This is a genomic window from Microcystis sp. M109S1, from assembly GCF_020247025.1.
GTDB lineage: Bacteria > Cyanobacteriota > Cyanobacteriia > Cyanobacteriales > Microcystaceae > Microcystis.
Window position 1 is genome coordinate 1 of record NZ_JADBRW010000328.1, and the last position, 24,364, is coordinate 24,364.

Consider the following 24,364-nt stretch of genomic DNA (forward strand, 5'->3'; position numbering starts at 1 on the left):
AATCGAGAATTTGAAAATAAAGAAGAACTGGAAAAAGTAGTCAATCAGCTTTTAAATGAAGGGGGATTGATTATTAAATGGAGTAGAAAACTGAAAAATAAGGGTAATGCTGTCAATGTAACTTAAATGCGTAAAAGCTTACTCGGCGGTATCGCAATTGATCGCAAAACAGTTAATTTTGGATATTTCCCAAAATTGCTTAAGTTCCCTTCGGTTATCGAAGATTTGGGTTAAAACCCCGTCGTTTTACGACGGCTTTTCCTGATTTTTGTCGAATTATTTTAGGGGTTTTAAGAGCTACAGGAGAAATATAGCGGTATAATGAAGATAAAAGAATTCAAGATAATTGCCATGGAATTAGTGACGCTCGATCGAAGTAGATGTATTCAAATTCCTGAAACTTTGCTGGAACAACTAGGCATTGAATATGATAGTCAATTTCAGGTAGAAGTTCAAGATGGTAAGCTAGTCTTAAATCCAATTAAGGAAGAGCCAAAGGTTTATTACGAGAATGATGTTTTGGTTGTTGACAGCCAATTGCTAGTTAATCCTGAAGCTTTTATCGAGGAGCTTAGACAAGAAAGAATGAATGAGCTAATGTTGTGATTAAAGTTTTATGGCTCTTCTCGACTTTGTGTGATAATTTTTGCTTATAGAATCGTGAAATGTTTACTGGGAAAGACTTTTAGGACTATTTTGCTGAAGAAACTATCAGTATAGACCCCGTTTCCACACAGAAACCAGAAGAGCCGTTTTATTCGATACGTCGGTTTTGGTTGCATCTATTTTAGTCAACCATGAACAGCACTCAGCTTGTATTTCTTGGTTAACCAGAGTTAAACGAGGAGAAATTCAGGGTTATATTGGAACTCATACTCTTGCAGAACTCTACGCAATTTTATCGGCTTTTCCCGCCAAACCTCGTCTATCTCCTCAATTGGTACAACAATTAATTAAAGAAAATTTAGATTCCTTTGAGATTATTTCCTTAACAAGCGATGATTATAAAGCTGTAATTAATCTTATGGTAACTTTAAATTTAAGAGGAGGAGCGATTTATGATGCTTTAATTGCTTATGGTTCATTAAAAGCGGAAGTCGATCATTTATTAACTTTGAATCTCAAGCATTTTATCCGTTTTGGCGGGAGAATAGAGAAAATTTCTATGGAACCGCGATAACCTAACTAGCATATTATAGCGGTAAGCTCTTGAGTGAGATACAGACCAAGCTTTGCCTAGCATGGTTTATAGCTCGTGATACTGTACCTCATACGACTGCACACCGCTATAAACATCGCCTTCAAAGTCTCTCTACTCGCGCTTAGAAATCAGTTGAGCGGTCAACGGAAGTCAACTCGTCCCACAATAGAGAGGTCATCGCGCCCGATTCCCCATGAAACTACCTTACCTATTGATATCGCTCGGCTTCATCGCCCTAACCGCTCTAGTGATCGGGGTCTATCAAGCCTCTAGCGCTCCCATACCCGCAGGATTTCCGACCCCGACCCCGAACGGACGGATCGAGGTGAAGAACTATCCCGCCTATCGCGCCGCTACTTACCGCTATCGGGGTCAACTTTCCGAGGCGGCGAACCGGTCGTTTTATCCCCTGTACCAACACATCAGTTCCAACGAGATCTCGATGACCGCACCCGTTGAAACCCGTTACCCCGCAGACACGGGAGCGACATCGGGAGAGGCCGAAGTTTCCTTTCTCTACCGCGACACCGACACTTACCCGAAAGAGGTGGCCGATAATATTCGGATTGAGGATGTACCACCCATGACGGTGGTGAGCTTGGGATTACAGGGAGGTTACGATTTTGACAGTTACCAACAGGGATTGACCCGACTGAAAGAATGGCTGGCCGAACATCCGAGCTACCGGGCGATCAGTTCCCCCCGTCGCTTTTTCTATGATGGTCCCTACGTTCCCGATCCCCTGAAACGGAGTGAAATTCAAATACCCGTCGAGGCGGTATCGTCGAATCGTTGAACTCATGGCCAATCCTGACTGGTATCGCAGAGGAAATGGTCGGTTATGATGTCCTCGAAGGTGAAAAGACAGTGAGAGGGAAAAGTCCGTATCGGTAAGTCCGTGTCTCGCAAAGCCAAATCGACTCCGGCCTCGAAAGCATCGGATAAAGCCGTCGGTATCCGGGATAAACTAGGATTGCCCTGTAGATGCCGTCTGATCGCTCGTCTCTGTTCTCTAATCGTCAAAAACCAACTACGAGAACGTTTATCTGGCTGATATTCCCATTTGAGAAGATGTCCTACCAAAACGGTCAGACGGCTCACCAGTTCTCGATATTCTTGTTTACCCAAGGAAATGACTTCCTCCCGTAAGTTTTGCCAGTCCAGTGCTTCTACCTGTCGGTTGGCTAGAACGTTCGCTTGTAGCTCTGTCCAGCCGTAGAAGTCGGATTCATACAGGGCATTCGCTCGATCTGACTGATTGCAACTCATATCTGACCATATTTGTACTGGAACTAGAATAGGAGGATTAACATTTTGATTATGACAAAATGGCTATCCGGCGGGGAATGTCCCCACCGAATAAAGTTTACCAACCGCCACAGCAGTGACGATACTCGTCATAGATTTCGTGCTGTCGTTCGAGGGCGGCGATTTCCTTCTCTTCTTGCCGTTGCCGAATGGTGCTATCAATGGCGGCCTTCATCATAGCGTTATCGCCGTGAGCGAGTCTGAGGGTATAGAGTTCGACTGGGGATAGAGGAAAGAGGGTTCGTGTTAGTAGGGTGAGGTCGAGGTTGGGAAGCTGGGGGAATTGCCGGGAGAGGTCGGCCAATAAAGTTTGTTCTGTCATCGTTGTCTTCCTCGAATGATTTGCACCCGATGGCGTTAGCCTTTTCTCCCGTCTTTTTTTTTCTTTTTCATCTCTGGCATCGGTTGTCTTCGCGGATATCCCATGAACCATCGACACGGAATAAAAATAGACAGCGTTTGGCGGTCGTTCCCTGGGCGGTCAGTGTCAGTCGCCCTAACTGTCCCCAAGAACCGCCCAGACCGCCCCTCGTGTCTGCCCAACTAACCCGGTAGATCGTGCCGTCGTTTCCCCCGACACCGCTAACTCTTCTCAGGGTCGAATTGGCGGTGTCGATGTCCACCCCGTCCGTCAGGGATTGCCATTCGCTGACCGTCTCGCAATCGTCGCCGGCTATCTTGGCCACCTCGATCCGTCCGTCGTCTTTCATGCAGAGGGCGGTGGGGGTGGTTCCACTTCCCATAGCATCGAAGCGGGTAAACTTCCAATGTTGGGAAAGTTCAAAGGTGGCCATATCTAGGCGTAGTTCTGCTATTAATCTCGAAAGTATAGAAAAACCGATCAGCAGCAGGACAGCGATTAGGGTTAAGGTGACGAGCATTTCGATAAGGGTGTGGCCGGATTGACGCATGGTGTTAACTCCCGTTGGTTTTCGACCGCACTCGACCTTTTTCTGTTTTCTTATTTTTTTATTCGTCGTTTCTCAACCGAGCTTCGTCTGAAAATTACTGGCGATCGTTTCCCTTGGTCAAAAAAGGCGATAGTCGCAGGATTGACCATCGCCGAACTGGGAAAAAATAGTTTACTACCTGCACAAGATTTATTTTTATTTAATTATTCCCATCCTTTTTTAATGTCTGATAATTTTGTAGATTGAGCGGTATAATTTTCGTAGTTTTCTAATGTGATTCCAGAGCCGAAAACAACGAATACTCGTGTTGAGTTTTCAGAGATTTTTTTAACAATTCCTTTTTCTCCAGTGGGAATATAAGTAACTTTATCTCCTGGTTTCATGGTTTGCTACTGGGTTTAGTTTTAATTGATTAGTGATTGCTTTAAATGGTTAACAGTTATTAGAGAAAAAACTGATAACTGTTAACCAATTTTAGTCCTGAATTGTTAATATTCTGATGGCAGCAGTAGAACCCCATCGGCTAGATAGAGGGTGACTGACTCCAGGGGAAAATCTGTATAGGAGATTTCCTGGCTTAGAGCGATATTGCCTTCGTCTCGTTCACAGGTAAGGGAGGCAGAATGGTCGGAATTGACCCTTAGCTTCCAAAATTGATCTTGGACTAGGTAATGTACCCCATCCGTATAGAGGAGTCCCATTGAGTGCTTGTAATAGTTTTCGGTTCCGGTAAACTGTTCGAGATTCAGGTTTTTAGCCGTCATAATTTTGTTCAATTTGTTTTCATTCTTGGCGAAAGCATTTTTATTATTATTTTTCTCTTATGAATTTGTTTTTATTCATTTTTAACTGTTGCGAACTATATCTCTTATGCTGAGTTAAAATCTTAAGTAAATTCGACAATAAATATTCTCTCCCAAAGGCTTTATAAGTAACAAGAATACGGTCTGGAAAAACGTGCAAATAGCAATTTAACTTACTGGATTCCCTGAACTTTTTATAAGTCATTAAAAGACAATGATAAAGAATCCATATACTCTTTTACCCTTGATAAATTCTGTTATTTTATTTTTCATTTTTACTCCTGTTTAACAAAGTAGTGACTCGATGAGATCGCTTTTGCATCGAGTCAAATAAAAGCGGTGAAGTTAGTTGTTAATTAATCGCATTGCCTCCGTTTTATTCGGTGATTAGTTATCAAATCAGGACAGGACAGGAGAAATAATGGGAGGACAAGGAGCGGTAGCCTTCCATCTCTAAGGAAGCGTCGATCATAGTTTCCGCCGCTTCTCGCTTGATATAGACCCAGCGAGGAGAGAGGTATTTTTGCCCGTCCCAGGTATAAGTAACAAGAGAGACTTCTTCTTGCCAGTGATTAGCTTGGCGGATGCACTCAGGAGTGTTATGGCGCGGATAATGCTCGAACCACAAAATCGTCCCGTCCAAGTGAAAGTCGCGGCGGATAAAAGTTGCTAGGTTTTCGCTACTATTTGTGATGGACGTGCCGCTGTCTGGCTCATCCAAATCGCTAAACACAACGAAGTGACAGTTGTTGCCATTCCAGATGCGGATTCTGGCTTTCGAGTCCCACTGGAAGTTGCGACGGTCTGGGTAGCCAAAACCTTTCCAGATACCAATCAGGTCAATGTAGGGTTGTCTTAATCTCATCTCAATAGTTTCCGTAATAGTGGTATTCTATGCTAGATTGTTTGTTTCTGTTTGTCCTAAGATTGTTGGCTGTTTCTCGGTTTCAGGTTTTAGCAGTCTGCTTGAGGGATTTGTTTGATTATTCATAGCTCCTAGTTCAATTATTTTCACCTCTGGCGAGAGCATTCTTGTTATTTTAAGTTATCTTGTTTGTATAATCTTCATCTGTTTCTAATTAACGTAAATTTTTTAAAATTCTAACAGCTTTTCTTCCAAAGGATTCAGGGAAGGGCAGTTCAACTTGCCCAATATTTTCAGAATTGATTGAGGTGACGAGCAGTTCGATAAGGGTGTGGCCGGATTGACGCATGGTGTTAACTCCCGTTGGTTTTCGACCGCACCCGACCGTTTTTCTTTCTTTTCTTTTCCTATTTTTTGTATTCGTTGTCTCCCGACCGAGTTTTCTCTGTATCTGGCGATTGTTTCCCTCAGTTAAAAAAGGCGATAGTCGCAGTGACCCTCGCCCAAGGGCAGAAAAAGTTTGATTGGTTCTTCGTTACTTGGTATGGTTCCATAGGGGGGCATAAATTGACTAAATCCTTATCCGGCAAGAGACTTAATTGATTAGTTCGCTCTAGATCAAAAACAATTGACAAAAATCGCCAAATGCCTTTCTAGCATAAGGGTTCCATCCCTTATAACCCCCGTCCATTGCATAACACAAACCGAAGAACCGTTTGATTTACCGATTAGAAATGAAGAGGATCGTCGCTGGGTTGCCAATTATCCGAAATTTCTGGCTCATCTGGGTCCGGGTCGTCTTCTATTTCCGGTTCGGGACGGTAGATCGAGGCGTGAATACCTGGCGGTAAATCTTGGGTTGGATCGTAATAATTATCAGAAAATTGTTGATATAGACGATAATCACGGAGGGCGTTAAGATAACTATCGAAAGTGTCGTTATTCATCGATTTTCTCGGAATAGTTTACACCCCACTCCGATAGTTTTTGTTATTTAATTTTTCTTTGATTTCTCCTTTCACCGAGGTAAAAAAAAGGAGAGAAAAACTCCTCCCCTTTCGTGTTATCGCATTCGGTTAACCTGCGTTCCAGTCGTGGGGAATGCTGTTATAGTGGGAACCAGATTTTTCTTCCCAATCGCGACGGCGTTTCCAACTGCGTTTGTTGGCATCGATCAAGTCCTGCAAAGTCATGTTGAATTTGCGAAGTGCATAATCCAGCAGTTGTTCGAGCGTATAGGTGGGTTTGTTGGGAGTGCCGAACACTTCGGTGAATGTCTGTTTGAAGTCATCCCAACTGAAATCCTCGCCGTTGCGTTTCCGAGATAAGCTAAACGGCGCTTAACCTGCATGATCCAATAGCTATAACCCTTTTGGAGTCTATATCGGTGATCCGAAGTAAAAGCCGTTTAGCTTAGCACACCCTGACGTTCCCGGATGGCATAGTACACTTGGGCATAAACCCGTTCTGAATGATCGGGGACGGCGAAATTACCGAGGGCTTCATCGGATACAGAAATGACGGTTGTTTTCGGGACTGGCATGATTGTTTCTCCAATTTCTAATGGTTTTCGCCCGCGATACCGTCTTTTTCTGTGATTTATATTGTTTTTATATGTTTATCTGTTGTTTTTATCTTTTTGAGCGTTTAAACTAGACGGGGCTGGTTTACCTTGAAAAAGTTTAGTCAGTCGTTGATCGAGCGAATCGTTCTGAGTGCTTCCAAAAGGCAAAATAAGGTACTGAAGTGTTCACGGAGGGAATGACAGGATAAGATTTTCATAGTTTAAGACCTCTGTTTGAATTTTCTCGACTAATACAGAGGTTTTCTTCAATGTTCTCTTTTTTTCTCTTTAAATCGGGTCTTCAAGCGACAAACCGCAAAATTCGCAATGGCGCTCGTCCCATGCCGCACCACAATCGGGACAACGGGTAGCCTTGTACGCGGTCGTGACCCGCCAGCGCCAGTAATTATCAAAAAAAATCGCCTCGATCGCCGTGACGGGTTCAGGTATGCGGTTGCCAATGCGATAAGGACAGTAAATGCGGAAGGTTTTCTGGTTGTCGGCATCGTAACCGACCCATATTCGGGCGTTGTCGGTCGTTCCCGTGACCGTCTGGATGACCCGAACGGTATTCGGTGGCGGTTGTTCGAGAAATTTTTCCGTGAAAGTATTGTTCATAATTTTTCACAAATCGTTTTCACTGGCGCTGGTCGTTTTTTTGGCTGTTTTTGCCCTTTTTGTGGATACCGTCCTCCGATTTCATTGCTATAGCCCGTCCGATTGCGGAAATAGGACGCTCCCGTAAGCGTCCATTGCGTGCTATTTTTCCAGTACCAATAATCTCGTTCTTACTCCCGTCGGTCGATCGCTTTCTAGAAATGCGTTATCAGGTAAAGCCTCATCGAGGACGGTTTTATCGGCCAACCAATTACGGAACTGTTGATAATTTCGGTCTTTGCGAAAGCTGACGGATTCTGGGGCGATCGTTACCAGTCTTCCCCCTTTGGTCAGACGGTTATAGGCGTGGGTGATATGGGAAATTTCCAGCCCTTTGCCGAAGGGAGGGTTCATCAGAATGCGATCGTACTTTCCCGTGACATCGAAGCAATTGAAGGCGATGACGTTGAAACCTTTCAATTGGAGAATTTGCCGGAGTTCGGCTTGCAGTTCGCAGACATCCAAGTTTACCCGTACCGATTCCCGAATCGTCTCGGCGATCGATCCTTTGCCAGCGCTCGGTTCCCAAACTCTCATGCCGTTACGGAGCATGGCCAATTTGACCATCCGTTCGCAGATGGGCCGGGGAGTAGGAAAATAACCGCGGATATTCCGTCCGATCAGCGCTCTTTCCAGTTCTTGTATCTGGATGAGGGTGGGGTCTTCCAGCGCAAGATTGTCCAGGGACTGTAAAGCGGTAATTGCCCGCTTAATTCGATCGAGGCTATTCAGGTGCGCCCGTTCCAGTTTGCTGTACCAATGACAATTTCTGTCGGTAAGTATACGGTGGATATCTTCATCTCGCCAACGGTGATAACAGAAAGAATACAGGACTTCTAACTGGGTTTTCGTCGTTATACGTTGGAGAATGTCGGGCAACGTTCCGGTTTCCGCTTCGTCGGCCATCACCCGCAGCCAGGACTGAATCCGTTGCAGTTGTTTTCCGTCCTCTCTCATCGAGGCGACGATGCCGGCCCGTCGTCGGGTGGGGCGTTGATGGGAGATGGCTGGATTCATTTTCTTGTCGATTTGCGATTGGAGACTAGCGGCCAATTCCCTCAACTTTTGCGCTTTGCGGGGGTCGGGATAGCGAAGTCGGGTCGGTACGGGATCGGGGGGAAGATCGAAGATGGATAGTTGCATATCGGTTGCTCTCCATGTTTTTTCCCCCCGTTCCAGCTATTTTTTTCGCTCCAATTGTTCTTTAGGTCTGACCATGCCGACTACTTATAACCAGAAAAAGCTGTCATCTGACAGCTTTCTCTACGTTTTATAGCTTTTCTAATTCTTCGATCAGTTGAGGACTAAGTTTGCACAATGTTGCGGTCAAATTTCCGAGGCGAATCTGTTGGATAGGAATCACGGCTCCCGCTCCCGCTAGAATCTCGACAATTCCCTGATTTTCGGAATAGTCTTTCAAATAGCAATGATTCGGTTCCGGTTCGATACCGTACTCTATCAAATTAACCGTTGCCGTTGCGATCTGTTCTTCGTTATCGGCATCGACTAAAAAAATCGCCGGAAAACCACCTTTCAGATATTTACTGACGATAACTCTGCAATTCCATTGTTTGAAAATTATATTCATTGTTTTTTCCTTGATAGGTTTTCACCACCCATTCAAATCATTTCAATTTCTCGATATTTTCGATCGAGACGCTGAAGATTTCGATCGAGAACCGTGTTTGAAACTGGAGATCAGGGGTGTTCCCCCCATCTGGTTGCCGTATTGACGGGCGTTGGGATTGCACAAAGGACAGAGACGGGCGTGACGTGACGCGTTTGAGGTAACGTTCCACCGTTCTGCCGCCGTTCCAGGTTCGGACGCAGATAAAGTCGATATTCTGTCGGGCGAAAGCGGCGGTTATCTTCGCACCCCGTCCCGCAGCGTGTTCCGCTAGTCTTTGTTTTAAGCTTCGTCTGGTACTACCGAGATAGTGTTGCGCGTATCCTGTTGGTTTGGTGGTATCGCCTATCTCTCCGAGATAATGCAGTAAATAAACTTTAGAGGCCAAGGGATTATCTCCGAATGGTTTTCAACCCTTGGCGCAAGCTTTTGAAGATTATTTACTTTCTTTAAATTGGGCGAATATTTGGAAATTATCGGTCAGGTTATTGCGGTGTAACCACTGATAATAATCCGACCATTCCCGAATATCGGAAAAGCGCGTATAATATTCCCGTCCCTCGACCACTAAATGCCATTCTTGCCAATCGACCTGCGATTGGACAGGGCGGGGTAATCCTGGGACGATCACATCGGGGAAAGTATCTTGAAAGGGAAGCGTTCCCTCGAAAGGTTTTTTCCACGTCTGTCCTCGGTAATTGATGGCCACTTCGGTCAAATAATCTTTGACGAGCCGTTCTCCGTGAGCGAGAACGTGAATATATTTCTCGAAAGAGAGTTTGCCCTGTTCCAATAATTTCTGCATTCTGCCATCGTGAATATATTGATGGCAACTATGACAGAGCGCACAGACTTTTTTCATCTCCACCCGTCCCGTACCGTAGTCGATGTCATAGACCTCGTGTGCTTCCAGCCAACGGTGATACTTAGCCGACGTTTTATGTATCCCGCAAGCCCAACAGTGATAATCGTGTTCGGCATAAGCTAATTGTCGTTGTGCGTTCCACCACTTCTGACCGAGGATCGTGCGGGGATTGATACCGTGTAACGGTTTGGGTATATTGGGGTGTAGCAGTAATTCGGGACGGGGAAAGCGATTGTTAGTCATGGTCTTTCTCTCGATAGTTTTCACCCCGCAGTCAGCTTTTTCGTTCTCTTTTTTCTCGATTTTTTTTAATCTTCTCGATGGAAAAGGGCGATCGATAACGTTTATTTCGATCGCCTGTTGTCCTCAACTGGCTTTTTCTAGTTGTTGAACTGCCGTCAAATATTGAGTCGCTCCTATCGCCAAGCGAGCTGCATCGAAAAAGGCTTTTTTGTCATCTTTCAGGATTTTAAGCCAAAAGTCGAGATAACTGGCGTGATGTTCCAGTTTGGTATCGATACCCAGTTGATTGCAGACCATCGCCGCTCCGATCTCGGCGATCAACTCCTCGAAAGCGTAGGACCAGGAGCCGAACTTATTTTTGAGCGGACGGTTGCAACGTTTTTGATGTCCCGTCCAATGTACCAACTCGTGCAGGTAAGTGGCGTAATAGGCGGCGGCGTTGGAGAAAGTTTCGTATTCGGGTAATCGGATCGTGTCGGTGGCGATATGGTACATGGCGACGTTGCCCCCGAATTGGGTTTTTGGCAGGTGTTGTCGGATAAATTGTTCGACTTCTGGCAAACGGAGTTCGCTATTTCCCGAAATAGTCACCTTTCTTTGGCGGATAAGAGAATCGATCTTCACGTCACTATTCGAGTCATCGATACAGGCGACATTGAAGACGTTATGGAACTTAAAAGCCTTGTAATAGAGAAGTTCGACCTCTCCTGTCTCTGGGTTTTCGGTTTCTTTGACATTCGTGCCGCCCCATCGTAACCAAGTCGATTTCGAGCCGTTCTTGACCGTCCATCCCACCTGTTTAGCCTGAATGAAACTGACAAAAAATGGATGTTCCCATTGATTTATGGTCGAGTCGATGCTGCAGAGTATGGGATTAATGCCCGTGTATTGATGACCGGTGATCAGGTTTTGGTAGGGAGTCGCGTGCCATGATTTCGTCCATGGTTTTACTCCCTGTTCGATCAGGCCGATCAGTTTGTCGGTAATGAGTTGGAATTTATCGATCGCTTGCGGTTTGGACATGGGTTGTACCTCGTTGGTTTTTACCCCATGTCGAAGGATTTTCTGAGACTTTTATTGTAGTTTTAATTCTTGGTTCTTCGTTACTTGTTATGGTTCGATAGGGGGGCATAAATGGACTAAATCTTTATCTGGCAAGAAATTTAATTGATTAGTTCGCTCTAGATCGAAAACAATTAACAATCATGGTTTTCAATCTACCAATCTGGTGATTTTCAAGATTAAATAGCATCATAAATATCGATTATTATAACATAATTTTTGTTTATTTCTTTGAATAACAGGTCGGATTAAGGCTAATTTTCTAATCATTGTGTAAAAGAATAGGGTTTAGTCTATCCTGAAATCAGATTCTTTGGCAAAACAAAAACTGTTCAATAGATTTTATTCAGTCGATTGACTGTAGTTAAAAAGTATAAATTGTTCGGTTAATATCAATTAACTATAGGTGAAACGCACCCCCGGAATGAGGGTGCGAGAGAGGTCAAGGATTAACGAGTGCGGCGTGGCGATTTAGCCGTGGGCAATGCCGGTTCGTTACGTTCGGGCAATTCACCCAAGGAGCGAGCGATAAGGGTGTTAACCGCTTCAGCACTCCAACCGTCAACGCAGGTCAACATTCGGGTGCTTTCCAAGTCGATCAGTTGATCGCCGTATTCGTTGAGAAAAGCGTCGATCATTTCCAGTTGCTTTTTCTCCTCGTCGGATTGACGTGTGCGCCAGTTAAAGCAGACGGAATAATAAGGTCCCTCCGTACCGACTTCTTTCTGAAAACCGAGGGTGAAGATACCGAGTGCGGGTTCGCCGTTATTCATAGCGGCTTGGACGGTATTGAACAGGGCGGAAATGCTCTGTTTTTTGATATACCCGACACAGACGGTATTGGGGGGCAGAATTTCGGCGGGTACATTAGGAGCCGAGATAAAAAATAGCTGAATCCACAGCACGTTATCGGTTTTACCTAGAGTACCGAAATATTTCGATACTTTGATGATATTTATGTCGATCTTGTCCTCTGGATTGGACTTGCGATGTTGCGGGTCGGAACCCCCGACGAAGATGCCGCCACCTCCGTCTTTACAGTTGAAACGAACCGAGTAGGGAATATCGGGAAGACAAATGGAGTTAGTGGGACGACTACCGAATACCTTAAATGTCATGTTGACCTCTATGTTAATTTTTTTACATCTAATGCGATAGCTTTTAAATTTCTAAGTTTTTAAGATTTTTGATTTTATTGATAGTTTTATGATTTATTTTCTTAAATTCAAGCAATTATAAAAAGCGAGGGAAATCTCCCCCGCTTGTCCGATTAAATATAGCTAGTGGGTTACTTTAATCTGACGCTGAGAAGCGGTTCGAGAGTGGTCAGCTGCCGTTCCAAGTCCGCATATTCGGTTTGATACGCCCGTCCCTCATCCGTTTGTTGCAGTCTGACGAGACGAGACCGTAAAAGGGCGATCTCTTTTTCCATGAGGGCGATCTTCTCTTGGTTTTGATGTTGGGCTTTCTCAGCTTCCAACTCGATCAATTCCTTGAGCGATTCGAGGTCGGCATGGTTTTCGGGTTTTGGCTTCTGGGAGCGCAATTGGAGAATGATATCGACGGTATCGGTGCGGTACACTACCCGTTTGCCGTTGGCCGTCGCACCCTCATTGATGATCGACAACGCCTGTTCGATCGCCATCGGTTCGATTTCTTCTAGTTTGGCCGAAAGTGCGGCTATCTGCCAGCGGATATCGGCGTATTCATCTAGAATGTTCGAGGTTTGAACGGTTGGAGTCGGAATTATCGGTTGGTTCATGGTGTTTAACCCTAGATTTACACCTCCCCGCTTGGCGAAGATTTTTATCTCTTTTGTTTTCTTCCCTTATTTTTCCGGTTCTGGGTGGGTGGGCGGGCGTGAGCGAGGAGAGGCGGGGGAGTGGCACAGAAAAAACGCAGGAATTAAGGATAACCCCCCCGTTCGACGAGTGAGCAAATCGGGGAGTAGGAAAGAAAAACCCCGATCGAGCGACCGGGGATAAGCGTTAGATGGTTTCGAGGGTGAAAGTACGGTAGGGGTTGACATAATTACCTGGCAGACCCCAAGCTTTGAGGAAACCGAGACAGGTGAGCGTTTTGTCCTCGCTGCCGTCCCAAACCGCGAAGACCCGCTCACCTCGATCGCATAACCAAAGTAGTGGCTCGTCAACGAGCAGGATGTGGTCGGCGCGGAAAAGATTATCGAGGGGAAAGTCATCGATCGATTCGGACTCGATCGAGAAGACCAGACCTCGATCGTTTTCTAGGAACAGGGCTGTCAGGAAACGGCTATAACCGAGGTGAAGAGCCTCCTCGATGAGAGACTTGAGAATAGGTGTTTGTTCGGCATCTTGCCAGAAAAAGATAGCGGTTCGCATGGTTTTTTCAGTATGATGGATCGGAGAGGATCTCCACTCCCCTCCAATCCTATTAAGGAAACCTAGGTGTGAATGCTCGTGATACCCATCTGGGCATCCACATCCTCCGAGAATTCTGGATTATTTTTCAGCCACTGCTCGGCCTCCCGTTTTCGGTCGGTTTTGCGCTTGCCCGATTTAGTGGAAGTCTTGGGAGATTTCTGAGGCTCCTTGGGTTTCGGTTCGTCGCTGTCTGGAGTTGCGTCGATCTCATCGTTAATGCGACGGGTGAAGGGTTGATACTCCGCTTCCGTCTTGCGCCGTTCATAGTGGTTTCGGTTGATTTCCAAGAGGCGCTGTTTGACCCGTTGTCGGGCTTGTTGACGGCTTTTCGGTGATTCGATGCCGAGAAAACCTTCGGGATTGTCCATAAACTCGTTGATACCGAGATTCAAGCGGGCGGCTAGGGCTAGAACTTGGCTGAATAGCTCCGCTTTTTTAGAGTTCATTACCACTACTTGCCCGAAGGGATCGAAGTGGATGTCGCCTTTCCAACTGGTCTCCCCTCGCACTTGCCGGACGATGACTTCGGGAAGACTTTGAGTGCGGAGGGTGAGGATGCGTTCCTCCGACCGAAAACTTCCTTCGATTATAATGCCCTCGTACTCTAACTTACAGCTAGTGACACCCTTACCGATCGGTTCGACGCGGGGTTCGTTTGGGTCTTTGTCATCCTCCAATATCGCGCTTTTCCAATTGGTGAGTGCAAATTCTAATAATTCATCGGTTGCCTGTTTGATATCCTTAAGGGTTTTGAGTTCGGCGATCTTTTCGAGATCGAACGCATCATCAAAACGCTCGCGGAATCGGTTCCACATATAGGCGTTGAGGCGATCATAATCCCATTCGTCTTTGGTATAGGAACCATCGGAAGCGCGATGACCCGGGGCGACCTTAAACTGATCGAGTTCACCTTTCGTTAGCGCTTCATAGAAAATTGCTCGTTTATCCCGTTCGTACCAAGCAATCAAGCGCAATCCATAGAAGAGTTGTTTATAGTCATAGAGCGCTTGATTGATAAATTTCTGCGCTTCTGCGGCCAGCTTGACTCGCTCGTTAGTTTTCGGTGCGTACAGTCCTAGTTCTTTGGGGTTAATGAATGTCATAATCGTGACCTCCTGTTTGTTTTCATCGCATGGTTATTTGTTCTTTTTTTTTCTTTCCTTTTCTTTCAAACTATTCCCTCCCCGATCATCCATTCAACGCAAGATTTCACCACATCTCCATGACACTTTAACGGTTTGCACCAGCAAGCTAACTGCACCGTTTCCTCCCTTTTGACCCGTTCCGCGATCCGAACTAACTCATCGAAAACCTCGCCTCGTTTTTGCACTTCCTGCCAGAGCCACTGCCGATACTTCGCGACTACTTCCTCGCGATTACCGTCCTGCCCGATCACGAAGCGATTCTGCAAAACGCTACCCTTCAATAAATAAGATTTATTAGCTCGACCGATATAGATTTTTGAATTACCCAAAAACCCGCTATTTTTACCATTAATTACTTCAAACATAGCCGATATCTCCTAAATATTTTTTCTCTCAGCTACCGGTCTCTTAACGGAGGGAGTCAAGGGCGGCGGAATAAAAAAACAAAAAACTTTTTCCGCTTTTCCGCCGTTCCATCATCAGATGGAATGGTATATTTTCGTTAGGGAATACGGTTTTTGATTTAGAATTTCTTAGGTTAAGGAACTGGTCACACGTTTTCTTGGCGAACACGGTTTCCAGTAGAATTTCTTAGCGAGGAACGAGCTTAGAAATTGTTAGGAAAGCCTGTTTGCTTAGAAAACCGTGAAACCTTAGAAGTTCTTCAAAAAGCCTATTTCCTTAAGAAAATAACCACCCTTGACCCCGTAGTTAAAATAGGATTGCTGAGAGAAGGCTTCCCCCCTGGGGGGGACGGGAGGGGGGGACAAAGAAACCGCGATCAGCACCGCCGTAGCAGAGGGGTGTGGGGATACTTCCCCACATAAACAACCGACCGAAGGGAGAACCGCTTTTAGATCGATCGCATCAAAGGGTTAACTCGTTGTGAGCGTTCCCGTCGTCATGTTTAAGGGTGATTTTCGATGCTATCGGTGATCGTATTTTGTGGGTTCACCGCCAAAAAAAAAGCCCCGACAGGAAGCCGAGGCAGAAAGAAAGCGCTAGAACGGCAGAGACACCCACCAGCCCGAACCGACCGAAATCAAGCCCCAATCAGCCGGAACCGAGACACCCGCAGGCAACCAAACGCAACACGGGACACCCAAGCCCAACGCCAGCGCCAGAGAAGCCCAAGAACCCGAACCCAACCCGCAGAAACAAGAGCGCGGGTCAGCCGAAGGAACCAACCCCGCCGGACAAGCGCGACCCGGAAACGAGAACAGGACACCGCCCTCAGCCGCCAAAGCCCGCACGAACCGCACCGACCGACCAGCGAACGCCGACCGACCCGAACCCGACACGCGAAACACCCGACAACCCAGAACCGAAGCACGCACCGCACCGTCCACACCGCGAGCGCAACCGACCAGCACCAAAGCACCCGCCGGCAAACCAGACAGCACCGAACCCAAAACCGCAGGAACGACCGAACGCGAACCCGAAAAACCAACGACCGGACAGGACAGAGCCGAAGAAACAGCAGCACAAAACACGGGACACCTCCCAAAACAAACACACACAACAGGTTCTTCCTACCCCTTGCGTTTGTCTTTGTTTTCTTCGATGAGGCCAGTGTCAAGGGTGGCGATCGGGGTCTGGGGTGTCCCCAGAAATAAAATGCGTAGCACCACTATCGCCACTCGCGAAGCCCTTGACACGGGTTTTAAAGGGGTATAATAGAAAACCTGTGTGTGTGAACCCACCAGTGAGCTTCATGCTGGCTTCTGGGGCGGTGGGTGGGGTGGCGGGGTGGGTGGCGGCGCAAGTGAGAAGGTGCGGGGGCATACTCACACAAAAGCGATGGGTTAAGGAGAACCCCCCCGCCCGACGAGCGAGCAAATTTAAGTTTTGCCGGTAGTCCCTTAGATTGGTATGGTTCTGGATAGAGCGGAGGTTCCAGCAAAATCAGCTTTCTAGATTTTTGTCGGTAGTCTGAAAATTTTTGTTAAGCTGGTTTTTCTGGCCCGGAGCGATCAAAGTTTTGCCGGTAGTCCCTTAGATTGGTATGGTTCCGGATAGAGCGGCGATCGGTCACGACATAACTTTCAGAACATTGTCGATTTTTTTAGCCCAAATGATCGGAAAGTCTTAAAGCTAATCCTGCCAGAGCGAGTACGGGGTTAGCGGCGGTGCTGATCGGCATAACGGACATATCGCAAATATATAGTCCTGTAGTGCCTCGAACTTTCAGGTCTTCATCGACAACTGAATCGTTATTGAAATTGGCATTAAGGTTAGCTTTCCACGGCATCCGCAAAGTACCGCAGGCGTGATGAACCGTACCCCAACCAAAAGGCCATTGCTGGCCGCTACCCCCACCATACTCACCAGTAATAAATTCCACATCATTGAATTCGGCAAAAATGCGATTTCTTGTTTGATTGAGTAAGTCAAAAAACTCATTTTTGCTTTTATTCCAGCCTGCGAGGGCTGGGAAACGAGAACCCAACAAATCATCTAGATTTGAAAAACGTTTGAAGCGAATGTCAGGAGTGTAGTTATCGTTAGCGTGGGAGAAAATTCCATTTTCATCATCAAGACAATTCCCAAAGCTAAATTTGATATCAACACGGGTTCTGCTAGTATTGTCAGCCACAGGTTCAGCAGACAGATCGTTGTTTCTCAGATGCCAATATTCATGATTAACATTCATTTCTATATTGAAGGGGTAGATCACTTGTCCGTTAGCATCTCGATTTCCCCGCGAGTAGAAGATAATTTTAGCGTGGTCTTGACGACTGAGGGGAATGAGTGAAGCGTTTCTTCCCAGAGACGACACATAAGCCTGAGACTCCCCTGTAACAGGGTGATCTGTTAAGCCAAAACCTACTTTCTTCTGAATTTGAGCGGGCAGGCTTTGATAGACAGCAGAACGATTGAGCATTTTAGGACTTTCTGTAGAACCCGCAGCAATGACAACTTTAGGGGAATAAAAACTAATTTGCTCTCCTGTAATAGTGTTAGTTGTTTTGACTTCATACCAGTCAAAAGGAACGTTTTGAATCGTTTCTACAAAACTGTTGAGTTTGATGAATAGTCCATTACCATTTTGATCGACACCTGGCGTTAGACCGACCTGATTGATAAGCAGTTCAGCGGTGTTAAAAACTCCCGTCGGTTCCACAAAGAATTGATTCCGTGGCGTGCCGTCGGGATTGAGATAGGGTTGATGCACGGCGCGGGGTGTCTGTTTTATTTCAAAATCTGAATTGAGAGAACTCGACTGAAAATAATTCACCAACTTTTTTGCCTTATCGCCAAGAGAAAACGATGTATTCATCCGTTCATTAGCTAATTGGAAATACCTCGATTCCTTGACGTACATTATCCGGGAAGAACTCCATCTCCCAACTTTGAGGGTGCGGAATTAGTCCCGACCAAAAAATAGAACGCCCACCAAAACATAATTGGGGTTTAGAACCGATAAAATGGGAACCGCTAGGTGACTGCTTGAAATTATCTACGCCAAAGTGGGGGGCTACCGAACCGTTAGGGATGCGACTGATATTATAGACATGGGTTGGATAGATGAAGGAGCCAGCATCTAAGACCAAAATGCGATGACTTTGCCCCAATCGATCGGCTAGGTCATCCGCTAAGATGCCACCTCCTATTCCGGAACCGATGATAATGAAGTCAAAATCTTTATTGTTGCCGTCATAATCTCGGATCAAGCGGGTGTGAGCTTGAGGTTTTTCTGTCACCAGATTTGCATAGTTGTTCTGAAATGGCATTCGTCTTACCCTTGGCTTTTCAAAGTTAGTTTAGTTACCAAAATACAATCAATTACTTTTTCGATCGGTATAGAGAAACTCTGATTTCAATCATATAGCTGACCCACCAATACGTCTAGTTGTCGAAAACTTTAGTTGACACTCCCGTCGCGCTCAAGCGAGGGCTTCGGCCGTGAGGTCAGCCGAACGGTCTTCACGACATTCAAGATAAAATTTTCAGCGGACTGTCACAAAAGGGAAATAATTACTCTATTTAATACACGCGTTAGGACGGGACAATGAAACAAGAAACTTGGTGGATAGAGCGAGAAATCGAAGTTCTCAATCAGAAGGTTCGACACTTCGATCGTGTCGAGAGTGATCCTGATCAACTGAGATATATTCGTCAGACCCTGACGGGATTAAATCGGCAACTTTGCCCTGCGGATACGGAAAGTGAGGTCTTATCAAGATTTGTCGATTAAGGAAATCTCGATCGCTCACAAATTCACAATTTTTGCCCTAATTAGGGTCTGCTGAATAAATCTAAAAACCTTATCCAACAAGGTTTTTAGACTTTTTTTCCCTCAAAAAGTGCCGACCATGGGAGTGATTGGGGGGAAATTTCCGGGACTTTTTCCCTGAAAATTAGGTAATTGACCACCTGAAAATCGGTAAAACCCTACACCCTACACCCTACCCCCACGAAAAACTTTTTGCCGCAAACCCTAATTAGATGTATAGATTTGTGGAGGAATTAACTATGATTCGATTTTTCCCCCTTGCCGTATCTTCCAAAGTTCAATGCACCTATCATAATGAGAGCGATCGCTTTCAAATTATCAGGGTCATAGAAGAAGGGCAATGGCTCGAACGAACGCTTGCGGCTGGTCAGCGACTGAAATTCGAGGCTTACCGCAATAGTTATGTTGATATCTATATTGCCGATATGGCCATGATGGTATTGAGTGATCGCCTTTCCTGTGAGGGATTGATAGATTGAACGGGCGATCGAGAAATAGCGGGGACGGAACCGCCATCCTTTTGTCCCCGAAAAAATTGCCGTCCGTCCGTCACAATCCGTCGGGACGGTACTCTAAATCTTGTCAACGCGACGAGAACGCGCACTGTGTCGTAAACTTCTGTATGTAATATGGCCTCAACCAACGGAAAATTTTATCGGGGGTCTAGCCCCAGACCCGAACGAGAAGATATTCTCGAAATCGTCTATAGGTACTCTTCTTGCCGAGTAAACGATGATTTTGATCAAGAAAAGGAGATGCAAGTTCTGGATATTATCCAAAAGTCTTTTTCCAATCCTGAGCTATTCGATTGGGTGCATCGAGTTGATGAATTGATCGAATGGCAATTAGAGCGGGGAAAAGTACCCGAAGAAAAGGTAATTCAAGAAATTTTAGCAATTCAAAAGCTGGTTATCGATTTAAATCTTCACCCTTGCGAACCTTTAAAGTTTAGCGAGTTTAGCGAAATCGTCAAAAGTTTCTGCCGACATATCTTCGATATCAAACAATACTTTAGCGAATCGGACTATATAATTTTCAATCCCCAAAAATTTTTGAGAAATCTGATCGCGAAAAGCGAGTCGTTAACCGTTTATGCGATCGGTTGGCTTCCCGGTCAATCTACGGACATCCATCATCACGGTTACGATCTGGATGCCATTCTCGTCCTCGAAGGACGCTTAACACATTGGCTGTGGGAATCTGCCGTCGATCCAGCGGCGGCCACCCCCGTCCCACAATACTTTACCGCCGGCGATATTATCACGATTGATCGCCACCAATGTCACAAAATCGCAAACACGATCTCTAGTAATCTAAAAACGATTCACATTCGTTTGAGAGATGCCACCGTGGATAACTTTCAAGATGAAGGTGTCGGGTTTCGGGATGATCGCTGGTTTCGGGACGATCACTGGAATCGGCCTTTATCCGAGGAGAGCGATAAAAAGGACAGTAAGGGGGGTTGCTTGGTGATGTTGAAGGATATGTCGGAATACCGCATGAATACTCTGTCTCGAACTTAATTTAGGATTATCGAATATGAGCGATAGTATCACTCTCTCTCCCGCAATATACCTATTTGTCGTTACGAGCCGCTATCGGCTGTACGACATCTGCCGGCAACACCGTCCAGACGATGACATTGATCGTCGGATGATCGCTCATATTAATCATCTTTTGCGTCATTATTGCCTCACACACAGATACGAAGCCGACGATATCTATAACGAGGTATTATGGCGCATTCAGCGACACATACTGGGGGGGGGGACGATCGATTCTCCTCTCCCCTATTGTAAAGCCGTGGCCAAGTCCGTTATCGTTAAGCACGTCAAAACAGAAATCAAGCTTCGTTTACTTCCCCCTCTTCTGGTTGAAAAGTCCCGTCTTTCAGATGGGGAACTCCTATTGGACAAATACGAAAAACCCCTGAATGAGGCTTTAAATATATTAAAGGTAGATCACCTAGAAGACTTTCGTTTGATAGAACTTTTTTATCTGCAAGAACTTAGCTGGGGGGAAATTACGGGTCAGTGCGGCGGGGTCAATTGTGCGGCGATGCGTAAACGAGGACAGAGAGCAAAAGAAAAGTTGAAGACGATTTTTGGCAAAATTTTAGAGGAGCAAGGTTCTTTCTAGCGGATTATTAAAAACCGCTCGGATTCCTCTGAATATCACGCCAACCATCACCATAGGGGATAAAACGCATATCCGTATCTCGCATCGAATCCTGTAACCATCTGCGATTAGGATTTAGATAGGTGTTGGGGATGGCATTTCTGTTAGTAGGAGTTTGATATTGAGGGGAAGGGGAATTTTGCCGACACTGGGCGGGAATGGCGTTAGCGGCCGCTCTGGCATTACCCGTAATCGCCAAACCCAGTAGAGAGCCGATCGCCGCCCCAGTGCATTGTGCCGCTAAGGATTGTTGAGATGTGGTCAAACCCTCATTTGTCTCTGCCAGATTGATAGCCGCCGCGTAAACTAAATTGTTAGATGCACCATTGCCAAGCTGATCTTCGATAATTTTGCCACTACAAACTATGATATGGTTATCGCTATCGCGTAAATATTCTTCGCAGTTACCAGTAGCCAGTCCACCAAAGCTGAAATTATCGCCGCTGATGACGATATATTTGACGTTATTTTGATGGTCGGTGGCATAGCTGATCACGAAATCTTGTTCTCTGATCGTGGCATAAAAAAAATAGGTAAAGCCGTTTTTAATATCATGCAGTTCTGGAACCTTTCTGTTGGATTCGATTAAAAGTCCCCGGCATTTCGCCTGCTCCCTTGGAGAATTTGAACCCTCACCGTATTCGTTGACGATACAGTGACTGAACTGACCGTAAACATTATCTGTTCGTAAATCCCCCGCAGGGGACTGTGCGCGGGCGGGATAACTAAAGTAAAAGGTGGCACTGGCTATCGTCAGTGGCAATGCCAGCCGTGCGATAGCTGAATGAATTGAAATTGGTGGCAAAAAATGAAATTTCTTTTTCATGGATTCCGTCTAAATATTACCGCTCCCAGTCTCGCATCCTTCCATCCTACTATCCCACTTTTATTCGTCAATATCCCCTATGTAAAACTTAATAGCTTACCTTGCAATTCAATCTCCTCAATGGCAAATTGTATTATACTTCATCCTTACGAGAAATACCTTCTTCGCTTAGGTCTGAGGGGATTGGCGAGCATTTAGACTAGATTTAATCAGTTTGGGTAATAGCAATCCGGAGTTCGCTTTGTAAGTGTCGAATTCGGGATAGCGGGAGAGGGAGTGGTCTTTTTTAAGCATATTGGGGATGAAGACCCCAGTGATGAATCCCCCCAAAACCAGAAAAGGCAGCCAATGTTGGGCTAACAGGGCAAAACCGAGATAAATTAAAATCTCTCCCAAATAGTTAGGATTACGACAACGACTAAAAAAACCTTCCGTGATTAACCCTTCCCTATATTTAAGGGTAAAATACTTTTGGGCATCGCTACCGTAATGGAGAAATACCCCGATAATATTGACCGCTATGGCCACAGATATTAAAGGGGCGGCGGCCGTGACCTTCTCGCTAATAATAATAAAAGGGGCAGCCCAATATAAACCGAGAACAATAAAGGTAAATATTCCCCCAGCCACCGATATTTCTTTTTCCCATTGTTGATCGGGATATAATCTATCTTTGATCAACCACATAAAACCGTAAGTTCCGTGCAGGGAAAGGTATATCCAAGCGAGCGGGGTAAAATTATTATAAAAAGCCATTAAGCCTAATATAATTAGAAAAGTTAGGAACTTATGGCAATTAATCACGTGTTTTATCTTCATTTTCTTCAAAATAATAACTACTAACGTTTAAATTTAACCTTAACAATTAAGAGATGTTTGACATCATGAGAGTAGGTCGAGAAAAGTTTTTAAAATCCATAACGCGGTTACTGTCACTTCGGATTGACCCGATATTCCCTCGAACCGTCGGGATAGACAATAATCTCGTCGATCCTGAAAAAGCGATCGTTTATTGCCACGACGAACAAAGACCAAAGGATCACCCCAAAACCAAAAAGCCAGACGGTTTTTCGGTTGATCGGTATAGTGATCTGATCGGGTAATTTAGGAATCTTCATCGCTCGATCGCTCCCCCTCGATAGTTGATAATAGTTGACGGTTTGAGGGTTGTTCCATCCCGTCCTTATTTGGCTCTTCTGGTTTATGTGTGGAAACGAGGTCTATACTGATAGAATATCCGCAAAATAGCCCTAAAAGTCTTGCCCGATAAGCATTTCACGATTCCATAAGCAAAAATTATCACACAAAGTCGAGAAGAGCCCTTATTTTAGATCGATTTTATCGGTTCTCTGGGATTTCGGGTATGATCATAGTGGAGAGGATAGAAGGGAGAGATGCGGCCATGAAAGGTTTTCACTATTCTCCAGAGTGTCCGATCTCCGAAACCGGCTCGGCCAGAAGGGATAGTTTTCAAGCGATTCTACCGACATCGCTCCAGTCGTCGCAGGGATGCGGTTCGGCTATGATCCGAAGGGCAACCGAGAACGATATCCGCCCGCTCTACAAACTCTACAAAATCGTCGCTCGCTCGAACCCGGGCAATTTAACCCAAGAAGAAGGGGAAATTACGCTTGACTATGTGGGCCAGATGTTGAGGGAAGGATTAGAGTATGGGCTGGTTCTAGTTATCGAAGAGGGGGGAGAAATCGTCGGTTGCTTAAAAGCTTTCACTTCACGATTTAAGTGTCTGGCTCATGTCCTCACTAATGCGACCATGATAAGCTAAACGGCTTTTACTTCGGATCACCGATATAGACTCCAAAAGGGTTATAGCTATTGGATCATGCAGGTTAAGCGCCGTTTAGCTTAGTTCATACTGAGTGGCAGGGGAAAGGATACGGCGGCCAACTGATCGATGCCTATCTGAGAGAGATTAAAGCTAATATGCCTCATATCCTCCGATTTGAACTTTTGCCCCATCGGAGCAATACAAGGGCGATCGAGTTTTACCAAAAACACGGTTTCAGATGCGAAAGTATGGCTTTCCAAAAGATTAGAAACCTGCGGGGAAATTTCGACTCCGAAGTTACACTGGTCTGGTTCAACCCGAATTTTTCCGAGGAGGGCTTGAAAAGATACCATGCTTTTTTAAGCCGTTCTATCTTTTGATACCTAATCCTGTGGCTCTTCTAGGTTCTGTGTGAGCATGGTATAATAGTAACACAGAACAGGAGGTGGGTTATGTGGATAAATTTTGATCAACTCCTCGATTTACCAAATGTAACAGTGGTCAATTATCAAAAAATTGAGCAGACAATTTTCCTAAAGCTCGCTCTTTTAAATGAAACAATTGAATGTCCGAATTGCCATCAAACCTTGGACAGAATCAATCAGACAGAGTATAATCTAGTCAGAGATTTGTCAAGATTAGGCAATCGAGTATATTTAAAAGTACCACGCCGCCAGTTTC

Annotated in this window: 36 protein-coding genes and 2 pseudogenes; 11 read left to right on the forward strand and 27 right to left on the reverse strand. The window is 45.4% G+C overall.

All coding sequences use genetic code 11. The annotated features are described in order from the left end of the window. The 4 genes and pseudogenes from IM322_RS16520 to IM322_RS16535 form a co-directional block, all read left to right on the forward strand. Nucleotides 1-126, forward strand: a pseudogene (locus IM322_RS16520) (IS630 family transposase); the annotation flags it as partial. Between the two features lie 225 nt (nucleotides 127-351). Beyond that, complete coding sequence (locus tag IM322_RS16525) at nucleotides 352-606, forward strand: AbrB/MazE/SpoVT family DNA-binding domain-containing protein (RefSeq protein ID WP_148045305.1); 255 nt, start codon at nucleotides 352-354, stop codon at nucleotides 604-606. A gap of 166 nt (nucleotides 607-772) precedes the next feature. Beyond that, nucleotides 773-1,180, forward strand: a complete 408-nt coding sequence (locus tag IM322_RS16530; protein ID WP_228020753.1) for a type II toxin-antitoxin system VapC family toxin — start codon at nucleotides 773-775, stop codon at nucleotides 1,178-1,180. 214 nt (nucleotides 1,181-1,394) lie between these two features. Then, nucleotides 1,395-1,997, forward strand: coding sequence for a heme-binding protein (locus IM322_RS16535; protein WP_287672899.1), 603 nt, complete (start codon nucleotides 1,395-1,397; stop codon nucleotides 1,995-1,997). Nucleotides 1,998-1,999: 2 nt separating this feature from the next. Here the strand turns inward: IM322_RS16535 and IM322_RS16540 are convergent, their stop codons facing one another. The 24 genes and pseudogenes from IM322_RS16540 to IM322_RS16655 all read right to left on the reverse strand — a co-directional run bounded on the left by IM322_RS16540 (nucleotide 2,000) and on the right by IM322_RS16655 (nucleotide 18,387). Then, complete coding sequence (locus IM322_RS16540) at nucleotides 2,000-2,470, reverse strand: DUF29 domain-containing protein (RefSeq protein ID WP_287672900.1); 471 nt, start codon at nucleotides 2,468-2,470, stop codon at nucleotides 2,000-2,002. A 97-nt stretch (nucleotides 2,471-2,567) separates the two neighbouring features. Continuing rightward, entirely contained in the window at nucleotides 2,568-2,831 is a 264-nt protein-coding gene (locus IM322_RS16545) for a hypothetical protein (RefSeq protein ID WP_287672902.1), read from the reverse strand. 67 nt (nucleotides 2,832-2,898) lie between these two features. Then, nucleotides 2,899-3,420, reverse strand: coding sequence for a pilus assembly FimT family protein (locus IM322_RS16550; RefSeq protein ID WP_287672904.1), 522 nt, complete (start codon nucleotides 3,418-3,420; stop codon nucleotides 2,899-2,901). Between the two features lie 203 nt (nucleotides 3,421-3,623). Next, entirely contained in the window at nucleotides 3,624-3,803 is a 180-nt protein-coding gene (locus IM322_RS16555) for a hypothetical protein (protein ID WP_193958724.1), read from the reverse strand. A 105-nt stretch (nucleotides 3,804-3,908) separates the two neighbouring features. Next, nucleotides 3,909-4,184: a DUF6876 family protein gene (locus IM322_RS16560; protein WP_287672906.1), complete on the reverse strand. Its 276-nt coding sequence runs from the start codon at nucleotides 4,182-4,184 to the stop codon at nucleotides 3,909-3,911. 433 nt (nucleotides 4,185-4,617) lie between these two features. Continuing rightward, the gene (locus IM322_RS16565) at nucleotides 4,618-5,088 is read right to left on the reverse strand and encodes a hypothetical protein (RefSeq protein ID WP_287672908.1); all 471 of its coding nucleotides are present in this window, start codon (nucleotides 5,086-5,088) and stop codon (nucleotides 4,618-4,620) included. Nucleotides 5,089-5,302: 214 nt separating this feature from the next. Next, nucleotides 5,303-5,437, reverse strand: coding sequence for a hypothetical protein (locus IM322_RS16570; protein ID WP_287672909.1), 135 nt, complete (start codon nucleotides 5,435-5,437; stop codon nucleotides 5,303-5,305). A 118-nt stretch (nucleotides 5,438-5,555) separates the two neighbouring features. Beyond that, nucleotides 5,556-5,784: pseudogene (locus IM322_RS16575) on the reverse strand (hypothetical protein). Between the two features lie 32 nt (nucleotides 5,785-5,816). After that, a complete protein-coding gene (locus tag IM322_RS16580) occupies nucleotides 5,817-6,035 on the reverse strand; it encodes a hypothetical protein (RefSeq protein ID WP_287672910.1) in 219 nt (72 codons plus the stop codon). Between the two features lie 461 nt (nucleotides 6,036-6,496). Then, entirely contained in the window at nucleotides 6,497-6,631 is a 135-nt protein-coding gene (locus tag IM322_RS16585; protein ID WP_287672912.1) for a hypothetical protein, read from the reverse strand. Between the two features lie 309 nt (nucleotides 6,632-6,940). Continuing rightward, nucleotides 6,941-7,270, reverse strand: a complete 330-nt coding sequence (locus IM322_RS16590; RefSeq protein ID WP_287672913.1) for a hypothetical protein — start codon at nucleotides 7,268-7,270, stop codon at nucleotides 6,941-6,943. A gap of 141 nt (nucleotides 7,271-7,411) precedes the next feature. After that, nucleotides 7,412-8,452, reverse strand: a complete 1,041-nt coding sequence (locus IM322_RS16595) for a DNA methyltransferase family protein (RefSeq protein WP_287672915.1) — start codon at nucleotides 8,450-8,452, stop codon at nucleotides 7,412-7,414. A gap of 127 nt (nucleotides 8,453-8,579) precedes the next feature. Beyond that, on the reverse strand, nucleotides 8,580-8,897 hold the full coding sequence (locus IM322_RS16600) for a hypothetical protein (protein ID WP_287672918.1): 318 nt from the start codon (nucleotides 8,895-8,897) through the stop codon (nucleotides 8,580-8,582). A 37-nt stretch (nucleotides 8,898-8,934) separates the two neighbouring features. Further along, nucleotides 8,935-9,324 carry a GIY-YIG nuclease family protein gene (locus tag IM322_RS16605; protein WP_287672919.1) on the reverse strand — a complete coding sequence of 130 codons (390 nt, stop codon included), beginning with the start codon at nucleotides 9,322-9,324 and terminating at the stop codon, nucleotides 8,935-8,937. 48 nt (nucleotides 9,325-9,372) lie between these two features. Continuing rightward, nucleotides 9,373-10,044, reverse strand: coding sequence for a hypothetical protein (locus IM322_RS16610; RefSeq protein ID WP_287672920.1), 672 nt, complete (start codon nucleotides 10,042-10,044; stop codon nucleotides 9,373-9,375). 123 nt (nucleotides 10,045-10,167) lie between these two features. Further along, the gene (locus IM322_RS16615) at nucleotides 10,168-11,067 is read right to left on the reverse strand and encodes an ArdC family protein (RefSeq protein ID WP_287672921.1); all 900 of its coding nucleotides are present in this window, start codon (nucleotides 11,065-11,067) and stop codon (nucleotides 10,168-10,170) included. Between the two features lie 488 nt (nucleotides 11,068-11,555). After that, complete coding sequence (locus IM322_RS16620; protein WP_287672923.1) at nucleotides 11,556-12,224, reverse strand: hypothetical protein; 669 nt, start codon at nucleotides 12,222-12,224, stop codon at nucleotides 11,556-11,558. A 170-nt stretch (nucleotides 12,225-12,394) separates the two neighbouring features. Continuing rightward, nucleotides 12,395-12,868, reverse strand: coding sequence for a hypothetical protein (locus IM322_RS16625; protein WP_287672925.1), 474 nt, complete (start codon nucleotides 12,866-12,868; stop codon nucleotides 12,395-12,397). Between the two features lie 226 nt (nucleotides 12,869-13,094). Then, a complete protein-coding gene (locus IM322_RS16630) occupies nucleotides 13,095-13,466 on the reverse strand; it encodes a hypothetical protein (RefSeq protein ID WP_287672926.1) in 372 nt (123 codons plus the stop codon). Nucleotides 13,467-13,528: 62 nt separating this feature from the next. Then, on the reverse strand, nucleotides 13,529-14,611 hold the full coding sequence (locus IM322_RS16635; protein ID WP_287672928.1) for a hypothetical protein: 1,083 nt from the start codon (nucleotides 14,609-14,611) through the stop codon (nucleotides 13,529-13,531). Between the two features lie 65 nt (nucleotides 14,612-14,676). After that, nucleotides 14,677-15,018, reverse strand: coding sequence for a DUF4326 domain-containing protein (locus tag IM322_RS16640; protein ID WP_287672929.1), 342 nt, complete (start codon nucleotides 15,016-15,018; stop codon nucleotides 14,677-14,679). A 1,167-nt stretch (nucleotides 15,019-16,185) separates the two neighbouring features. Further along, a complete protein-coding gene (locus IM322_RS16645; protein ID WP_287713268.1) occupies nucleotides 16,186-16,311 on the reverse strand; it encodes a hypothetical protein in 126 nt (41 codons plus the stop codon). Between the two features lie 407 nt (nucleotides 16,312-16,718). After that, the gene (locus IM322_RS16650; RefSeq protein ID WP_287672930.1) at nucleotides 16,719-17,933 is read right to left on the reverse strand and encodes a GMC oxidoreductase; all 1,215 of its coding nucleotides are present in this window, start codon (nucleotides 17,931-17,933) and stop codon (nucleotides 16,719-16,721) included. Nucleotides 17,934-17,940: 7 nt separating this feature from the next. Beyond that, a complete protein-coding gene (locus tag IM322_RS16655; RefSeq protein ID WP_287672932.1) occupies nucleotides 17,941-18,387 on the reverse strand; it encodes a hypothetical protein in 447 nt (148 codons plus the stop codon). Nucleotides 18,388-18,665: 278 nt separating this feature from the next. On the opposite strand from IM322_RS16655, the gene IM322_RS16660 reads away from it, so the two are divergent. From IM322_RS16660 to IM322_RS16675, 4 genes are all read left to right on the forward strand, one after another. Further along, a complete protein-coding gene (locus IM322_RS16660; protein WP_287659386.1) occupies nucleotides 18,666-18,851 on the forward strand; it encodes a hypothetical protein in 186 nt (61 codons plus the stop codon). Between the two features lie 278 nt (nucleotides 18,852-19,129). Beyond that, a complete protein-coding gene (locus IM322_RS16665; protein ID WP_287659385.1) occupies nucleotides 19,130-19,369 on the forward strand; it encodes a DUF1830 domain-containing protein in 240 nt (79 codons plus the stop codon). Nucleotides 19,370-19,645: 276 nt separating this feature from the next. Continuing rightward, a complete protein-coding gene (locus IM322_RS16670; protein ID WP_287659384.1) occupies nucleotides 19,646-20,413 on the forward strand; it encodes a cupin domain-containing protein in 768 nt (255 codons plus the stop codon). A 16-nt stretch (nucleotides 20,414-20,429) separates the two neighbouring features. Then, nucleotides 20,430-21,029: a sigma-70 RNA polymerase sigma factor region 4 domain-containing protein gene (locus IM322_RS16675; protein WP_287659383.1), complete on the forward strand. Its 600-nt coding sequence runs from the start codon at nucleotides 20,430-20,432 to the stop codon at nucleotides 21,027-21,029. 7 nt (nucleotides 21,030-21,036) lie between these two features. On the opposite strand, the gene IM322_RS16680 is transcribed toward IM322_RS16675, so the two are convergent. From IM322_RS16680 to IM322_RS16690, 3 genes are all read right to left on the reverse strand, one after another. Continuing rightward, the gene (locus IM322_RS16680) at nucleotides 21,037-21,894 is read right to left on the reverse strand and encodes a hypothetical protein (protein WP_287659382.1); all 858 of its coding nucleotides are present in this window, start codon (nucleotides 21,892-21,894) and stop codon (nucleotides 21,037-21,039) included. 168 nt (nucleotides 21,895-22,062) lie between these two features. Next, a complete protein-coding gene (locus IM322_RS16685; protein ID WP_287672933.1) occupies nucleotides 22,063-22,713 on the reverse strand; it encodes a methyltransferase family protein in 651 nt (216 codons plus the stop codon). A gap of 113 nt (nucleotides 22,714-22,826) precedes the next feature. Beyond that, complete coding sequence (locus IM322_RS16690; RefSeq protein WP_287672935.1) at nucleotides 22,827-23,012, reverse strand: hypothetical protein; 186 nt, start codon at nucleotides 23,010-23,012, stop codon at nucleotides 22,827-22,829. A 245-nt stretch (nucleotides 23,013-23,257) separates the two neighbouring features. Here IM322_RS16690 and IM322_RS16695 point away from each other — a divergent pair, with 245 nt between their 5' ends. From IM322_RS16695 to IM322_RS16705, 3 genes are all read left to right on the forward strand, one after another. Beyond that, nucleotides 23,258-23,680 (forward strand): GNAT family N-acetyltransferase, encoded by a 423-nt coding sequence (locus IM322_RS16695; protein WP_287672936.1) that lies wholly within the window; start codon nucleotides 23,258-23,260, stop codon nucleotides 23,678-23,680. Between the two features lie 137 nt (nucleotides 23,681-23,817). Then, nucleotides 23,818-24,063, forward strand: a complete 246-nt coding sequence (locus IM322_RS16700; RefSeq protein ID WP_287672939.1) for a GNAT family protein — start codon at nucleotides 23,818-23,820, stop codon at nucleotides 24,061-24,063. A gap of 72 nt (nucleotides 24,064-24,135) precedes the next feature. After that, nucleotides 24,136-24,364: transposase family protein (locus IM322_RS16705; protein ID WP_287713270.1), on the forward strand; the 229-nt coding region annotated here is incomplete at its 3' end.

What these genes read in the sequence shown, in the direction of transcription:
- IM322_RS16525 (WP_148045305.1), top strand. Translation starts at nt 352, where the DNA reads ATGGAATTAGTGACGCTCGATCGAAGTAGATGTATTCAAATTCCTGAA.
- IM322_RS16535 (WP_287672899.1), top strand. Translation starts at nt 1,395, where the DNA reads ATGAAACTACCTTACCTATTGATATCGCTCGGCTTCATCGCCCTAACC.
- IM322_RS16540 (WP_287672900.1), bottom strand. Translation starts at nt 2,470, where the DNA reads ATGAGTTGCAATCAGTCAGATCGAGCGAATGCCCTGTATGAATCCGAC.
- IM322_RS16545 (WP_287672902.1), bottom strand. Translation starts at nt 2,831, where the DNA reads ATGACAGAACAAACTTTATTGGCCGACCTCTCCCGGCAATTCCCCCAG.
- IM322_RS16550 (WP_287672904.1), bottom strand. Translation starts at nt 3,420, where the DNA reads ATGCGTCAATCCGGCCACACCCTTATCGAAATGCTCGTCACCTTAACC.
- IM322_RS16555 (WP_193958724.1), bottom strand. Translation starts at nt 3,803, where the DNA reads ATGAAACCAGGAGATAAAGTTACTTATATTCCCACTGGAGAAAAAGGA.
- IM322_RS16560 (WP_287672906.1), bottom strand. Translation starts at nt 4,184, where the DNA reads ATGACGGCTAAAAACCTGAATCTCGAACAGTTTACCGGAACCGAAAAC.
- IM322_RS16565 (WP_287672908.1), bottom strand. Translation starts at nt 5,088, where the DNA reads ATGAGATTAAGACAACCCTACATTGACCTGATTGGTATCTGGAAAGGT.
- IM322_RS16570 (WP_287672909.1), bottom strand. Translation starts at nt 5,437, where the DNA reads ATGCGTCAATCCGGCCACACCCTTATCGAACTGCTCGTCACCTCAATC.
- IM322_RS16580 (WP_287672910.1), bottom strand. Translation starts at nt 6,035, where the DNA reads ATGAATAACGACACTTTCGATAGTTATCTTAACGCCCTCCGTGATTAT.
- IM322_RS16585 (WP_287672912.1), bottom strand. Translation starts at nt 6,631, where the DNA reads ATGCCAGTCCCGAAAACAACCGTCATTTCTGTATCCGATGAAGCCCTC.
- IM322_RS16590 (WP_287672913.1), bottom strand. Translation starts at nt 7,270, where the DNA reads ATGAACAATACTTTCACGGAAAAATTTCTCGAACAACCGCCACCGAAT.
- IM322_RS16595 (WP_287672915.1), bottom strand. Translation starts at nt 8,452, where the DNA reads ATGCAACTATCCATCTTCGATCTTCCCCCCGATCCCGTACCGACCCGA.
- IM322_RS16600 (WP_287672918.1), bottom strand. Translation starts at nt 8,897, where the DNA reads ATGAATATAATTTTCAAACAATGGAATTGCAGAGTTATCGTCAGTAAA.
- IM322_RS16610 (WP_287672920.1), bottom strand. Translation starts at nt 10,044, where the DNA reads ATGACTAACAATCGCTTTCCCCGTCCCGAATTACTGCTACACCCCAAT.
- IM322_RS16615 (WP_287672921.1), bottom strand. Translation starts at nt 11,067, where the DNA reads ATGTCCAAACCGCAAGCGATCGATAAATTCCAACTCATTACCGACAAA.
- IM322_RS16620 (WP_287672923.1), bottom strand. Translation starts at nt 12,224, where the DNA reads ATGACATTTAAGGTATTCGGTAGTCGTCCCACTAACTCCATTTGTCTT.
- IM322_RS16625 (WP_287672925.1), bottom strand. Translation starts at nt 12,868, where the DNA reads ATGAACCAACCGATAATTCCGACTCCAACCGTTCAAACCTCGAACATT.
- IM322_RS16630 (WP_287672926.1), bottom strand. Translation starts at nt 13,466, where the DNA reads ATGCGAACCGCTATCTTTTTCTGGCAAGATGCCGAACAAACACCTATT.
- IM322_RS16635 (WP_287672928.1), bottom strand. Translation starts at nt 14,611, where the DNA reads ATGACATTCATTAACCCCAAAGAACTAGGACTGTACGCACCGAAAACT.
- IM322_RS16640 (WP_287672929.1), bottom strand. Translation starts at nt 15,018, where the DNA reads ATGTTTGAAGTAATTAATGGTAAAAATAGCGGGTTTTTGGGTAATTCA.
- IM322_RS16650 (WP_287672930.1), bottom strand. Translation starts at nt 17,933, where the DNA reads ATGAATACATCGTTTTCTCTTGGCGATAAGGCAAAAAAGTTGGTGAAT.
- IM322_RS16655 (WP_287672932.1), bottom strand. Translation starts at nt 18,387, where the DNA reads ATGCCATTTCAGAACAACTATGCAAATCTGGTGACAGAAAAACCTCAA.
- IM322_RS16660 (WP_287659386.1), top strand. Translation starts at nt 18,666, where the DNA reads ATGAAACAAGAAACTTGGTGGATAGAGCGAGAAATCGAAGTTCTCAAT.
- IM322_RS16665 (WP_287659385.1), top strand. Translation starts at nt 19,130, where the DNA reads ATGATTCGATTTTTCCCCCTTGCCGTATCTTCCAAAGTTCAATGCACC.
- IM322_RS16670 (WP_287659384.1), top strand. Translation starts at nt 19,646, where the DNA reads ATGCAAGTTCTGGATATTATCCAAAAGTCTTTTTCCAATCCTGAGCTA.
- IM322_RS16675 (WP_287659383.1), top strand. Translation starts at nt 20,430, where the DNA reads ATGAGCGATAGTATCACTCTCTCTCCCGCAATATACCTATTTGTCGTT.
- IM322_RS16680 (WP_287659382.1), bottom strand. Translation starts at nt 21,894, where the DNA reads ATGAAAAAGAAATTTCATTTTTTGCCACCAATTTCAATTCATTCAGCT.
- IM322_RS16685 (WP_287672933.1), bottom strand. Translation starts at nt 22,713, where the DNA reads ATGAAGATAAAACACGTGATTAATTGCCATAAGTTCCTAACTTTTCTA.
- IM322_RS16690 (WP_287672935.1), bottom strand. Translation starts at nt 23,012, where the DNA reads ATGAAGATTCCTAAATTACCCGATCAGATCACTATACCGATCAACCGA.
- IM322_RS16695 (WP_287672936.1), top strand. Translation starts at nt 23,258, where the DNA reads ATGATCATAGTGGAGAGGATAGAAGGGAGAGATGCGGCCATGAAAGGT.